The following is a 13,304-nucleotide window of genomic DNA, read 5'->3' on the forward strand; positions in this document are numbered from 1 at the left end:
TCCTGGGGACCAGACAGCCTGCGCTGCGGGTGAGTCTCCGCTCAACTCTGCGTCACAGGTTGTGTAAAAGTGGTCCTGCCAATGTTGTGTTGTAGGGTTAATGACAATGAATGGTTAACCAAATGTTATGGTCAGGCAATGAGTTTGTGAGCGAAAATAATGGAATTGTGAACCGGGGAAGAAAGAAAAGGGGGATTGGTTGGGCCAATTTGAAGCAGGGTGGGGCCTGATGCCCTCACCCCGGCCCTCTCCCACAGGAAGAGGGGGAAGTATCAGAACGCGGTCTTACAAAAGCCCGTCATCTCTTTCAGGCCCATTTCGCGGCCAAGTTCGGTCATCGGGTGTACCACCACCAGACCACGGACGCTTTTTTTCAGCTTGCCCATGTCGGCCTGTTCTTTTTTGGTGATCGCGCGGCGGTGCGGCATGTTCATCAGCTTCTGCGCTTCTTTGCTCAGCTTCTGGCCCTTCACTTCGCGCAGGCGCTCGATTTCTGTTTCCAGCGTGGCGGCTTCTTTTTCCAGCTCGGCGTACTTCTCGGCGTAATCGACCAGTGACAGGCCAGCCATCTGGTGGCGGATCAGATCCAGACGGTCGCTCAGGCGTTTAATTTCGTTCTTTTCGACTTCTTTCATGACAAATAACTCTGAAAACGGGGAATTTACAGGGAAGGATACACCAATGTGAGCAGGCTTACTTCTGAAACGCTTTTTTTAAGCTGATTCGGGAAATCAGCTCAGTCAGGGAGAGCACCATCGTGGAACGGACAACCTGTTGATAACGCAGCTTTTGCATCGCGTAGAGCTCAGGGTCGCTGTTGTCAAAATGGGGAGCAGGGGGGAGCGCGCTGACGCAGTGCAGCTCGCCGAAGGGCCCCAGGATCTCATCATCGGTAAAGGTATACTCGTTACCGTCATGATTGAGCTCTTCGCGCAGCGCCATTAACAGCTCCGCATCTTCATACTCTTGTCGGTTGAGCACGCCAAGACCATAAATCAGCTTCAGACGCACGGATAAATCGCCCAGCGGTCCGTCTCCGTCCAGTAACGGTTCTACAGCATACTTTACCGCGTAGTCGTCTTTGCGAAACACCTGAAGCACCAGGATATTCACCGCCTCGGTCAGTAATTCGACGGCGGCAATCAGGAAGCTTCGTACGGTTTTGCCAGCATTCAGACGCTCAAGCACACGATTTTCAAAGGCCTGGGTTTGTTCCATTATTGCCTGCATATCTGACAATCTATTATCTGGGCGCAGGTTAACCTGCGCCTCACTGTGCATCATTTGGTTGCGTTGTATGCGTTAACCGCCTCCACAACCACGTCGCTGTTGGCGTCCAGACCGGAAATCTGCGCCAGCGCAGCCTGCGCGCCTTTGTCATCAATCAGCTGAGCCAGTTCCTGCGCCTGTGGGTCCTGCTCGCTGCGGTAGTGCATCGCGGCGGCAATCCCTTTCACCAGGTTGGCGTGCGGCAGGCCGTATTCCAGCGTGCCCAGCAGCGGCTTAATCAGACGGTCGCCCGCGCTCAGTTTGCGCAGAGGCTGACGGCCCACGCGCTCAACGTCATCTTTCAAATACGGATTTTCAAAGCGACCGAGGATTTTCTGGATGTATGCTGCGTGTTTATCAGCATCAAAACCGTAGCGTTTGATCAGCACCGCGCCGCTCTCTTCCATTGCCCCTTTCACCACCGCGCGGATCTTCTCATCGAGGATCGCGTCACGAATGGTCTGATGACCGGCCAATTTTCCGAGGTACGCGGTTATAGCATGCCCGGTGTTCAGCGTGAAGAGTTTGCGTTCGACAAATGCCATCAGGTTATCGGTTAATTCCATTCCCGGAATGGTCGGCAGGGCGCCTTTAAACTGGGTTTTATCAACGATCCACTCGCTGAAGGTTTCCACGGTCACTTCCAGCGGGTCGTTGGTGGCGGATTCAGACGGCGGAACGATGCGATCCACGGCGGAATCCACAAACCCGACGTGCGCTTCAACCCAGGCTTTGTCTTCATCTGCTACAGCGTTGAGCACGTGGCCTTTCAGCTGCGTGGTGCCGCGCACCATGTTTTCACAGGCGATGATGTTCAGCGGGGTGTCGATGCCCTGCGCTTTACGTTTTGCCAGGCCTTTCGCAACCGCAGGGGCGATGCGCTCAAGGACGACCGGACCCACGGCCGTGGTGACCAGATCGACGCTGGCGATCAGGTCGATAACGTCTTCCCCGATGCTGCTGACCGCGTTGACGCCGGATACTGTCTCAACCTGCTCGTTTTCACCGACTACATGGACCTGATAGCTATGACGCGCATTCAGGGCATCCAGGACCACCTGATTCACATCGGCGAATGTCAGCGTAATGCCCGCGTCTGCCAGCAGTTTACCGATAAAACCACGACCGATGTTACCTGCGCCAAAATGTAATGCTTTCATAGTGTTAACCTTCATCAATGTTTTTACCCGAGAGGGCTGGGGTGAGGAACTTTTCCCCTCACCCTAGCCCTCTCCCCAGAGGGGAGAGGGAAGAGGACTTATTTGTTAAGAAGTGCCAGGACTTCTTCCACGCTGGTGGTGCTGGCCAGACGCGCAATGACAGATTCATCATCCAGCGCGTTGGTCAGGCTGGTAATCACCTGAATGTGCTCGTTGTTGCGAGCGGCGATACCAATCACCAGACGGGCGATGTCGTCTTCTTCTTCACCGAAGCGCACGCCCTGCGGATACTGACAGAATACGACGCCGGTTTTCAGGACGCGATCTTTCGCTTCAACCGTACCGTGCGGAACCGCGATGGATTCGCCCAGGTAGGTTGGCGTCAGTTTTTCGCGTTCCAGCATTGCGTCGACATATTCAGGCTGAACGTAGCCGCCTTTCACCAGCTGCTCGCCGGCAAAGCGAATCGCTTCTTCTTTGGTTGCTGCTGTGCGACCGAGGAAGATGTTTTCCGCACCCAGTTTGAACAGGTGGGCGTTGCTTTCGTCAAAGCTGTCCTGCAGGCTTGAGCGCACTTTCACTTCGTTGTCTTCGTGACGCTGCGCCGCAACCAGACGTTCGGTCAGGCTGGTGTACAGGCCGCTGTCGAGGAAGTTGGTCAGCGAGATGTGCTGTGCCTGCGGCACCTGGCGCATGGCGCGTTCGGTCAGGTCGCGGTGCGTGATGACCAGGTCAACGTCCGGCGGCAGGCTGTTAATGGCGCTGTTGGTGACGGAGATGTTGGTCAGGCCCGCATCCTGCACTTTCTTACGCAGCACGCCTGCACCCATTGCGCTGGAACCCATACCGGCGTCACAGGCTACGATGATTTTACGCACGTGGCTCAGGTCGTTAGACACATCGCCAGCCGCCAGCGGGGTTGCGCCTTTGGATTCGGCTTTCATGTCGTGCATACGACGGGTCGCCGCTTCAATATCGTCGTCTTCTTTCACTTTGCTGGTTTTCAGCAGGATAGAAGAGACCACGAAGGAGACGGCCATGGCCGCACAGATGGCCGCGATGTTAGCGAAATACGCTCCTTTTGGCGTCATCGCCAGCACCGCCAGGATAGACCCCGGAGAAGCTGGAGACACCAGACCGCCGCCCAGCACGCTCAGGGTGAACACGCCGGTCATACCGCCAAGGATAACGGCCAGGATCAGGCGTGGGTTCATCAGCACGTACGGGAAGTAAATTTCGTGGATACCGCCCAGGAAGTGAATGATTGCCGCACCGCCAGCAGACTGCTTAGCGCTGCCGCGACCAAAGAACATGTACGCCAGCAGTACGCCCATACCCGGACCCGGGTTGGCTTCAATCAGGAAGAAGATAGACTTGCCGAGATCGTGAGACTGCTGAATACCCAGCGGCGAGAAGATACCGTGGTTGATGGCGTTGTTCAGGAACAGGATTTTCGCCGGTTCAACGAAGATAGACGCCAGCGGCAGCATGTCGTGCGCCACCATAAAGTTAACGCCTGCCGCCAGAATTTTGGACAGCACTTCAACCGCAGGGCCAATGCCGAGGAACGCCAGAATCGCGAGGATCATCCCGATGATGCCCGCAGAGAAGTTGTTCACCAGCATTTCGAAGCCGGATTTGATCTTACCATCAACCCAGACGTCGAATTTCTTAATCGCCCAGCCGCCCAGAGGACCGGCAATCATTGCACCGAGGAACATCGGCATATCCGCACCGACGATAACACCCATGGTCGTGATGGCACCCACTACGCCACCACGGTCACCGCCCACCAGACGACCACCGGTGAAACCGATGAGCAGCGGCAGGAGATAGGTAATCATTGGGCCAACAAGTTTCGCCAGCGTTTCGTTAGGCAACCACCCTGTCGGAATGAACAATGCAGTGATGATACCCCACGCGATAAACGCGCCGATATTTGGCATCACCATGTTGCTGAGGAAACGACCAAAGCTTTGAACTTTGATCTTGAAATCGGATGACATAAAACACCCCTTCTTCTGTTTACGCTTAGGCTTGCGGCCCGAGGTTTATTGTTAATGAGGCGGCAGAGGTAGCCGGGCCCTGTTCTGATGCTGTGAAATCTGGCACTGAATCGTTCAACTGTCCAGACAGTGAAAATTTGTGTGACGCATATCACGTAAAGGTAGGGGGTGTGGATGTCAATGAGGTGATCTTAGTCACAAAAAAGGTGGGCAAAAAAAATACGACGGCGAGAAATGCGGCAAAAACCACCCTTTTATGTGATGGTTGTCACGATTTGGTTTTGTGGGTTTGTTTCTGGATTGTGACTGATTTCACAAAATATTTTTATGCAGATTTCTCCGGCTGCGATCGGCGGCAAACTCTGCTTAGCGATTCGGCGTCAGGATGGCATAGCGCGACACGTTAAGCTAAAAAACCACTTTTGAAGTGTGGTATGGCGAAAAGTTAAAACGTGGATTACGCTCATATTGTAAGGTTAAGTATATTATTATTCAGGATATATTTTGACACGCTTATAAACTTGCATGGAGATATTATAAAAAACGATACTCCCCGGCTCTGAAATAACCAGTATACCTTCTGTATTTCAAAATAAATTAATTAGGTTGCGTACTGTTTTATTAATTAAATGAGTTGACGTTGTTTAAGTGAGGAGAATATGTTTCTCAACTATTTTGCGCTGGGCGTATTGATTTTTGTATTTCTGGTTCTTTTTTATGGAATCATCGCCATCCATGACATTCCTTATAATATGGCCAAAAAGCGAAACCATCCGCATGCCGATGCGATTCACACGGCAGGCTGGATTAGCCTGTTTACGCTCCATGCCATCTGGCCGTTCCTGTGGATATGGGCCACGCTGTACCGTGAAGATCGCGGCTGGGGGATGCAAAACCACATCACCAAGCCTGATGAGGTTCCGGGCATGGATGCGCTGGCCAAACGCGTGGCCGAATTAGAACAAAAGCTGGCCGCGGTACAGCCCGCCGCTGATAAGAACACGCTGGAGCGCTAATCATGGATCTGTTAATTATTTTGACCTATGTGGCATTTGCCTGGGTGATTTTTAAAATATTCCGTATTCCGGTAAACCAGTGGACGCTTGCCACCGCGACATTAGGCGGGGTGTTTATTGTTGCCGGGCTTATTCTGTTAATGAACTATAACCATCCGTACACCTTTACGGCGCAAAAGGCGGTTATTTCTATTCCAATTACGCCGCAGGTTACCGGGGTGGTCAGTGAAGTGACCGATAAAAATAACCAGCTTATTAAAAAAGGCGAAGTGTTATTTAAACTGGATCCGGGCCGCTACCAGGCGCGCGTCGACAGACTCCAGGCCGACCTGGTGACCGCAACGCACAATATCGACAATCTGAAAGCGCAGCTTTCGGAAGCGGTCGCCAATACCACCCGCGTGTCGGCTGAACGCGATCGTCTGTTTAAAGATTATCAGCGCTACCTGAAAGGCAGCCAGGCAAAAGTGAATCCGTTTTCTGAAAGCGATATCGACAACGCGCGGCAAAATTATCTCGCACAGGATGCGATGGTGAAAGGCTCCGTTGCCGAACAGACGCAGATTCAAAGCCAGCTGGACAGCATGGTGAACGGCGAGCAGTCGCAGATTGCCTCCTTACGCGCGCAGCTTGCTGAAGCCAAATACAACCTGGATCAGACCGTGGTCCGTGCGCCAAGCGATGGCTACATCACCCAGGTGCTGATCCGTCCGGGGACGTACGCCGCCGCGCTGCCGCTGCGTCCGGTGATGGTCTTTATTCCTGAACAGAAGCGTCAGATCGTGGCCCAGTTCCGTCAGAACTCGCTGCTGCGTCTGAAGCCGGGCGATGAAGCGGAAGTGGTGTTTAACGCGCTGCCGGGCCAGGTGTTTACCGGTAAACTCACCAGTATTCTGCCGGTGGTGCCGGGAGGCTCCTATCAGGCGCAGGGTGCGCTGCAGTCGCTGACGGTGGTGCCGGGAACGGACGGCGTGTTGGGTACGATTGAGCTGGATCCGAATGCGGAAGTCGATGCGCTGCCAGACGGTATCTATGCCCAGGTGGCGGTCTACTCGGACCATTTCGCCCACGTCTCGGTGATGCGTAAAGTATTGCTGCGCATGACCAGCTGGATGCACTACCTCTATCTCGATCACTAATCCTTCCAGGGCAGGAATGCGACACGCATACCTGCCCTTTTTTCATCGCTTGATCCATACTGACTTTTTTCCGGCATCCAGGATCAGGCAATGAAACTCATCGGTAGCTACACCAGTCCCTTCGTGCGAAAAATCTCGATTCTCCTTCTGGAGAAAGGGATTGAATTTGAATTCATCAATGAACAGCCCTACAACGCTGAAAACGGCGTCGCGCAGTACAACCCGCTGGGGAAAGTCCCGGCGCTGGTGACGGACGAGGGCGAATACTGGTTCGATTCCCCGATTATTGCGGAGTATATCGAGCTGCTGGGCGTTGCCCCGGCAATGCTGCCGGCTGACCCAAAAGCGGCGCTGGCGCTGAAGCAAATTGAAGCCCTGGCCGATGGCATTATGGATGCGGCGTTAACCTCCGTGCGTGAACAGGCCAGGCCCGCCGCCCAGCAGTCGGAAACGGAACTGTTACGCCAGCGGGAAAAAATCAGCCGCAGCCTGGACAGGTGCGAACAGCTTATCCGGGAGGGAAAGATTCAAACCGACAGCCTGAACCTGGCAACTATCGCTATCGCCTGCGCCATCGGCTATCTCAACTTCCGCCGGGTTTCCCCTGGCTGGTGCGTCGACCGTCCGCTGCTGGTGAAACTGGCAGACACGCTTTTTAGCCGCGAGAGCTTTGCCCGTACCGAACCGCCAAAGGCTTGATGCGGGTTATAACACTTCGGCGTCGGAGGCGGTACAATCCCTCCACATGTTAACTCCCTCTCCCGTCGGGAGGGGGGAAGATATTTACTCGCCAGGCGCTTTCATGACTACTCATCATTCGCTGTACAGCCAGATCCCCGCTACCGACCGCCTCCTTCGCGAGCCCCGCATTCATGCTGCCGTTGAGCGCTTCGGCCATACCGCGACGGTGGAGATGTTACGCCTGCTTCAGGACGAAGCCCGATGCGCTATTCAGGCAGAAAACGCCTTGCCCGACTGGTGCGCGGCGTGGGAGCAGGAAGTTGAGCACCGGCTGGATGAGAAAGCGCAAAGCGCATTACGCCCGGTGATTAACCTGACCGGTACCGTGCTGCATACCAACCTGGGCCGCGCGCAGCAGGCGGAAGAGGCGGTGGCTGCGGTTGTGCAGGCCATGCGGGCGCCCGTGACGCTGGAGTACGATCTGGACGGCGCCGGACGCGGGCATCGTGACCGGGCGCTGGCGGACCTGCTGTGCCAGCTGACCGGCGCGGAAGATGCCTGCATTGTGAATAACAACGCCGCAGCGGTGCTGCTGATGCTGGCGGCGACTGCCAGCGGCAAAGAGGTGGTGGTTTCCCGCGGCGAGCTGGTGGAGATTGGCGGGGCGTTTCGTATTCCGGACGTGATGCGCCAGGCGGGCTGCACGCTGCATGAAGTGGGCACTACTAACCGTACCCATGCGAAAGATTATCGCGCGGCGGTGAATGAAAATACCGCCCTGCTGATGAAGGTCCACACCAGCAATTACCATATTGAAGGCTTCACCAAAACGGTTGAAGAGGCAGAGCTGGCGGCGATTGGCCGCGAACTGAATATTCCGGTGATTGCCGATCTCGGCAGCGGCTCGCTGGTGGATCTGAGCCTTTACGGGCTGCCGAGAGAGCCGATGCCGCAAGAGATGATTGCCGCAGGCGTTAGCCTGGTCAGCTTTTCCGGCGACAAGCTGCTGGGCGGGCCGCAGGCCGGGATTATCGTCGGCAAGCGCGAGCTGATTGCGAAGCTGCAGCAGCATCCGCTCAAGCGCGCCCTGCGAGCCGATAAAATGACGCTTGCCGCGCTGGAGGCGACGCTGCGGCTCTATCTCCATCCGGAGAAACTGGCCGACCGCCTGCCCACGCTGCGTCTGTTAACCCGCGATGCCGCCTCGATTCGCGCCCAGGCCGAATTACTGCTGCCGCGCATTGCCCCGCACTACCCCGATTTTGACGTTCGCATTGAACCCTGCCAGTCGCAGATTGGCAGCGGTTCGCTGCCGGTGGACAGGCTGCCGAGTGAAGCGCTCACGTTCACCCCGCGTGACGGGCGCGGCAGCCACCTTGAAGCCCTGTCGGCGCGCTGGCGTGGCCTGCCTGCGCCGGTTATCGGGCGGATTTACGATGGCCGAATGTGGCTGGATCTGCGCTGCCTTGAAGATGAAGAGCGATTTCTGGAGATGTTGTTGAAATGATTATTGCCACCGCCGGTCATGTCGACCACGGAAAAACCACGTTGCTGCAGGCTATTACCGGCATAAACGCCGACCGCCTGCCGGAAGAGAAAAAGCGCGGCATGACCATCGATCTGGGCTATGCCTACTGGCCCCAGCCTGATGGTCGCGTGCTGGGTTTTATTGATGTTCCGGGGCATGAAAAGTTTCTGTCCAACATGCTGGCGGGCGTGGGGGGTATCGATCATGCCCTGCTGGTGGTGGCCTGCGATGATGGCGTTATGGCGCAAACCCGTGAGCACCTGGCGATCCTGCAGCTGACCGGTAACCCGCAGCTGACCGTGGCGCTGACCAAAGCCGATCGCGTGGATGACGCACGCGTCAGTGAGGTGCGCGAAGCGGTACAGGCGACCTTGCAGGAGTATGGTTTTGCCGATGCCCCGCTTTTTGTCACCGTGGCGACAGAAGGGCGCGGTATCGATGAACTTCGCCACCACTTACAGCAGCTTTCGTCGCGTGACCACGCCAGCCATCACCGCTTCCGTCTGGCAATTGACCGGGCGTTTACCGTCAAAGGCGCGGGGCTGGTGGTGACCGGTACGGCGCTGAGCGGTGAAGTGAACGTAGGTGATACGCTCTGGCTGACGGGCGTTAACAAGGCGATGCGCGTGCGCGGCCTGCATGCGCAAAACCAGCCCGCGGAGCGTGCTCATGCCGGGCAGCGGATCGCGCTGAACATTGCCGGGGATGCGGAAAAAGAGCAGCTTAACCGCGGCGACTGGCTGCTGGCCGATGCCCCACCTGAGCCGTCTGAACGCGTCATTGTTTCCCTGCAGACAAACGTGCCCCTGACCCAATGGCAGCCGCTGCATATTCACCACGCGGCCAGCCATATCACCGGGCGCGTGTCGCTGCTGGAAAACGATCTTGCCGAACTGGTATTCGATTCACCGCTCTGGCTTGCAGACAACGATCGTCTGGTTCTGCGTGATATTTCCGCGCGGGAAACGCTGGCCGGGGCACGGGTGGTCGCGCTGAATCCACCGCGACGCGGCAAGCGTAAGCCCGAATATCTGCAGTGGCTGGCAGCGCTGGCGCAGGCCAGCGATGATAACGCCGCGCTGCGGGTGCATCTTGAGCGCGGTGCGGTGAGCCTGCGTGATTTTGCATGGGCACGCCAGCTGAGCGAGGAAGGATTACGCCTGCTGGCCCAGCAGCCGGGCTTTATTCAGGCTGGAAACAGTCTGCTAAACGCCCCGGTTGCTGCGAACTGGCAGCGTAAGATACTGAACACGCTCGCAACATACCATGAACAGCATCAGGATGAGCCTGGCCCGGGCCGTGAGCGTCTGCGGCGCATGGCGCTGCCGATGGAAGACGATGCGCTGGTGCTGCTGCTGATTGAAAACATGCGCGAAAGCGGGGCGATCAAAAGCCACCACGGCTGGCTCCATCTGCCGGATCACAAGGCCGGGTTCACCGCAGAGCAAGAAGCGGTATGGCAAAAAGTGGCCTCGCTGTTTGGCGATGAGCCGTGGTGGGTTCGCGATCTGGCCCGCGAAACGAATACCGACGAGCAGGTGATGCGTCAGGTATTGCGCCATGCGGCGCAGCAGGGGCTGATAGTCGCGATCGTGAAAGATCGTTATTACCGTAACGATCGTATTGTGGCCTTTGCGAACCTGATCCGCGAGCTGGATCTGGAGCGGGGCTCTACCTGCGCAGCCGATTTCCGCGACCGGCTGAACGTGGGCCGCAAGCTGGCGATTCAGATCCTGGAGTATTTCAACCGCATCGGCTTCACCCGCCGTCGCGGTAACGATCATTTATTGCGCGATTCGTTATTATTTCCTGAAACTCCGTGACCCCCGTCGTAAAGCCGTTACCGGTTGGCGAGAAAATCGCCAGCCGGAACTACCCTTGATGTACACCAACAGCAAGGAGACGGTCATGACAAACAATCCTCCCTCATCGCGTATCCAGCCCGGCGAGTATGGTTTTCCCCTCAAGCTGAAGCCTCGTTATGACAACTTTATTGGCGGCGACTGGGTAGCTCCCGTCGACGGCGAATACTATTCCAACCTGACCCCCGTAACCGGCCAGCCGCTGTGCGAAATAGCCAGCTCCGGCAGGCGCGATATCGATCTGGCGCTGGATGCGGCGCACAAAGCGAAAGATAAATGGGGCCACACCTCCGTTCAGGACCGCGCGGCTATTTTGTTCAAAATCGCCGACCGGATGGAGCAGAATCTGGAGCTGCTGGCGACGGCGGAAACCTGGGATAACGGCAAGCCGATCCGGGAAACGATGGCGGCAGACGTGCCGCTGGCCATCGACCACTTCCGCTATTTTGCCTCCTGCATTCGCGCTCAGGAGGGCGGAATAAGCGAGGTAGACAGCGACACCGTGGCGTATCACTTCCACGAGCCGCTGGGCGTCGTCGGGCAAATCATTCCATGGAACTTCCCGCTGCTGATGGCGAGCTGGAAAATGGCACCCGCGCTGGCGGCCGGGAACTGCATTGTGCTTAAACCGGCGCGTCTGACCCCGCTCTCGGTGCTGCTGCTGATGGAAATCGTTGGCGATCTTCTGCCGCCGGGCGTGATTAACGTGGTCAACGGTGCGGGCGGTGAGATAGGGGAATATCTGGCTACCTCGAAACGGATCGCTAAAGTGGCGTTTACCGGGTCGACGGAAGTGGGCCAGCAGATTATGCAGTACGCCACGCAGAACATCATTCCGGTAACCCTGGAGCTGGGCGGGAAATCCCCGAACATCTTCTTCGCGGACGTGATGGAGGAAGAGGATGCCTTCTTCGATAAAGCCCTGGAAGGGTTTGCGCTGTTTGCGTTTAACCAGGGCGAAGTCTGCACCTGCCCAAGCCGCGCGCTGGTGCAGGAGTCCATCTATGAGCGCTTTATGGAGCGGGCCATTCGCCGCGTCGAGTCTATCCGCAGCGGTAATCCGCTCGATAACGTCACGCAGATGGGGGCGCAGGTCTCGCACGGACAGCTGGAAACCATCCTCAACTACATCGATATCGGCAAGAAAGAGGGGGCGGATATTCTGACCGGCGGTCGCCGTAAGGTGCTCGGCGGGGATCTGCAGGAAGGGTATTACCTTGAGCCAACGATCCTGTTCGGTCAGAACAACATGCGCGTCTTCCAGGAGGAAATTTTCGGACCGGTGCTGGCCGTGACCACCTTCAAAACGATGGAGGAGGCGCTGGAGATTGCCAACGACACGCCGTATGGCCTGGGAGCCGGCGTCTGGAGCCGCAACGGTAATCTGGCCTATAAAATGGGCAGAGGCATTCAGGCCGGGCGCGTCTGGACCAACTGCTACCACGCCTATCCTGCGCACGCGGCATTTGGCGGTTATAAGCAATCGGGCATCGGGCGTGAAACCCACAAGATGATGCTGGAACATTATCAGCAGACGAAATGTTTGCTGGTCAGCTACTCCGATAAACCGCTGGGGCTGTTCTAATCGCCCAGCTCAGGCCGTCCATGGGCGGCCTGAGCAATTTGCTGGCGCAGGCAGTTCAGAACGCCATCCAGAACGTATTGCACGCGCCAGGGCTGGTATTCGCGTTTGCGGAAAATGGCCGTCAGATCGAGCCACCACTCTTCCTGATGCGGGAAGCAGGGGACCAGCATCCCTTTCGTTAATTCTTTTTTCAGACTCTCTTTTGGCGCAAAAACAATCCCAAGATTATTTCTTGCCAGCTCCAGGGCCGTCTGCGTATTGTCGCAAATATAATTACCGGTCACCCGGTAGTCATGCACGCTATCACTGCCGTGCACGCGGAAACGCCAGATGTTTGCATCATCGATCAGCATGGAATCAATGAGAATACAGGAATGATTAATTAAACCTTCAGGTCCCGTTAAGGGGTGTTTATTTAAATATTCCAGGGTAGCGAATGCCGTAACAGAATATTTTGTTAACACGCTGGCAACCAGACTTTCGTCTTTCGGCGGCGCATAGGTAATTAAAATGTCGCAGTCATCCGGAAAAGAAACGCCTTCTGAAAATTCATTCCGATCCAGGTTATAGGTTTTCAGGGAGATGCGGATGTCACCGATATCTTCTATCTGATGGATCACGTGGCGCGCGAGATAGGTTACGATACCTGTAGGGGCATAGATCGTGACCTTTCCGCGCTTTTCATGCTTATAATCAGCAATAAAATTAACGAGTTGACGGTTCTTATCCAGCGTGGCATCAATGTACGGGAGTAACGCTTCCCCAAACTGGGTCAGGGCCAGCTGCCGCGTGGTGCGCTCAAAAACCTTGAGCCCAACCCGCGTTTCAAAATCAGACAGATATTTACTGACGTTGGCCTGCGCCATGCCCAGCAGGGCGGCGGCATCACCAATGCTGTGGGTGGCTGCGATGACGGATATAATTTTTAACTCGCGCGGCTTTAGCTGTAATTTATTCATCATGCACACCCATCTATATGATTTTGTATATAATATTATATAAACCGCAGCGTTGCATTGGCAAATTTGTAACCATTATTATGCGCCTCGCTTGTTTGG

Annotated in this window: 11 protein-coding genes; 6 read left to right on the plus strand and 5 right to left on the minus strand. The window is 56.0% G+C overall.

The window, feature by feature from the left end; translation table 11 throughout:
- Positions 1–272: 272 nt before the first annotated feature.
- From HCH49_RS18955 to HCH49_RS18970, 4 genes are all read right to left on the minus strand, one after another.
- On the minus strand, positions 273–635 hold the full coding sequence (locus HCH49_RS18955; protein ID WP_064673801.1) for a YibL family ribosome-associated protein: 363 nt from the start codon (positions 633–635) through the stop codon (positions 273–275).
- 58 nt (positions 636–693) lie between these two features.
- Positions 694–1,284: a mannitol operon repressor MtlR gene (gene mtlR, locus HCH49_RS18960; protein WP_045887681.1), complete on the minus strand. Its 591-nt coding sequence runs from the start codon at positions 1,282–1,284 to the stop codon at positions 694–696.
- Positions 1,281–2,429, minus strand: coding sequence for a mannitol-1-phosphate 5-dehydrogenase (mtlD, locus tag HCH49_RS18965; RefSeq protein ID WP_023309921.1), 1,149 nt, complete (start codon positions 2,427–2,429; stop codon positions 1,281–1,283). Before mtlD ends, mtlR begins: the two co-directional genes overlap by 4 nt.
- 98 nt (positions 2,430–2,527) lie before the next feature.
- Positions 2,528–4,435, minus strand: a complete 1,908-nt coding sequence (locus HCH49_RS18970) for a PTS mannitol transporter subunit IICBA (RefSeq protein ID WP_023309922.1) — start codon at positions 4,433–4,435, stop codon at positions 2,528–2,530.
- A 659-nt stretch (positions 4,436–5,094) separates the two neighbouring features.
- Here HCH49_RS18970 and HCH49_RS18975 point away from each other — a divergent pair.
- The 6 genes from HCH49_RS18975 to aldB all read left to right on the plus strand — a co-directional run bounded on the left by HCH49_RS18975 (position 5,095) and on the right by aldB (position 12,246).
- A complete protein-coding gene (locus HCH49_RS18975; RefSeq protein ID WP_023334046.1) occupies positions 5,095–5,451 on the plus strand; it encodes a DUF3302 domain-containing protein in 357 nt (118 codons plus the stop codon).
- Between the two features lie 2 nt (positions 5,452–5,453).
- The gene (locus tag HCH49_RS18980; RefSeq protein ID WP_033147023.1) at positions 5,454–6,590 is read left to right on the plus strand and encodes an HlyD family secretion protein; all 1,137 of its coding nucleotides are present in this window, start codon (positions 5,454–5,456) and stop codon (positions 6,588–6,590) included.
- Positions 6,591–6,680: 90 nt separating this feature from the next.
- On the plus strand, positions 6,681–7,289 hold the full coding sequence (locus HCH49_RS18985) for a glutathione S-transferase (RefSeq protein WP_047059729.1): 609 nt from the start codon (positions 6,681–6,683) through the stop codon (positions 7,287–7,289).
- 103 nt (positions 7,290–7,392) lie between these two features.
- Positions 7,393–8,778, plus strand: coding sequence for an L-seryl-tRNA(Sec) selenium transferase (gene selA / locus HCH49_RS18990; protein ID WP_064673799.1), 1,386 nt, complete (start codon positions 7,393–7,395; stop codon positions 8,776–8,778).
- Complete coding sequence (gene selB, locus HCH49_RS18995) at positions 8,775–10,622, plus strand: selenocysteine-specific translation elongation factor (protein ID WP_167819033.1); 1,848 nt, start codon at positions 8,775–8,777, stop codon at positions 10,620–10,622. Before selA ends, selB begins: the two co-directional genes overlap by 4 nt.
- Before the next feature lie 85 nt (positions 10,623–10,707).
- Positions 10,708–12,246: an aldehyde dehydrogenase AldB gene (gene aldB, locus HCH49_RS19000; protein ID WP_029740992.1), complete on the plus strand. Its 1,539-nt coding sequence runs from the start codon at positions 10,708–10,710 to the stop codon at positions 12,244–12,246.
- Here the strand turns inward: aldB and HCH49_RS19005 are convergent.
- Positions 12,243–13,208: a LysR family transcriptional regulator gene (locus tag HCH49_RS19005; protein ID WP_072210862.1), complete on the minus strand. Its 966-nt coding sequence runs from the start codon at positions 13,206–13,208 to the stop codon at positions 12,243–12,245. The genes aldB and HCH49_RS19005 overlap by 4 nt on opposite strands.
- Between the last annotated feature and the right edge of the window lie 96 nt (positions 13,209–13,304).

The sequence above is a fragment of the Enterobacter sp. Y17 genome, from assembly GCF_019730495.1.
Taxonomy (GTDB): Bacteria; Pseudomonadota; Gammaproteobacteria; order Enterobacterales; family Enterobacteriaceae; genus Enterobacter; species Enterobacter asburiae_B.

Coding starts and splice junctions, on each gene's coding strand:
- HCH49_RS18975 (WP_023334046.1), top strand. CDS start 5,095: ATGTTTCTCAACTATTTTGCGCTGGGCGTATTGATTTTTGTATTTCTG.
- mtlR (WP_045887681.1), bottom strand. CDS start 1,284: ATGATGCACAGTGAGGCGCAGGTTAACCTGCGCCCAGATAATAGATTG.
- HCH49_RS18980 (WP_033147023.1), top strand. CDS start 5,454: ATGGATCTGTTAATTATTTTGACCTATGTGGCATTTGCCTGGGTGATT.
- HCH49_RS19005 (WP_072210862.1), bottom strand. CDS start 13,208: ATGATGAATAAATTACAGCTAAAGCCGCGCGAGTTAAAAATTATATCC.
- mtlD (WP_023309921.1), bottom strand. CDS start 2,429: ATGAAAGCATTACATTTTGGCGCAGGTAACATCGGTCGTGGTTTTATC.
- HCH49_RS18970 (WP_023309922.1), bottom strand. CDS start 4,435: ATGTCATCCGATTTCAAGATCAAAGTTCAAAGCTTTGGTCGTTTCCTC.
- HCH49_RS18985 (WP_047059729.1), top strand. CDS start 6,681: ATGAAACTCATCGGTAGCTACACCAGTCCCTTCGTGCGAAAAATCTCG.
- selB (WP_167819033.1), top strand. CDS start 8,775: ATGATTATTGCCACCGCCGGTCATGTCGACCACGGAAAAACCACGTTG.
- aldB (WP_029740992.1), top strand. CDS start 10,708: ATGACAAACAATCCTCCCTCATCGCGTATCCAGCCCGGCGAGTATGGT.
- HCH49_RS18955 (WP_064673801.1), bottom strand. CDS start 635: ATGAAAGAAGTCGAAAAGAACGAAATTAAACGCCTGAGCGACCGTCTG.
- selA (WP_064673799.1), top strand. CDS start 7,393: ATGACTACTCATCATTCGCTGTACAGCCAGATCCCCGCTACCGACCGC.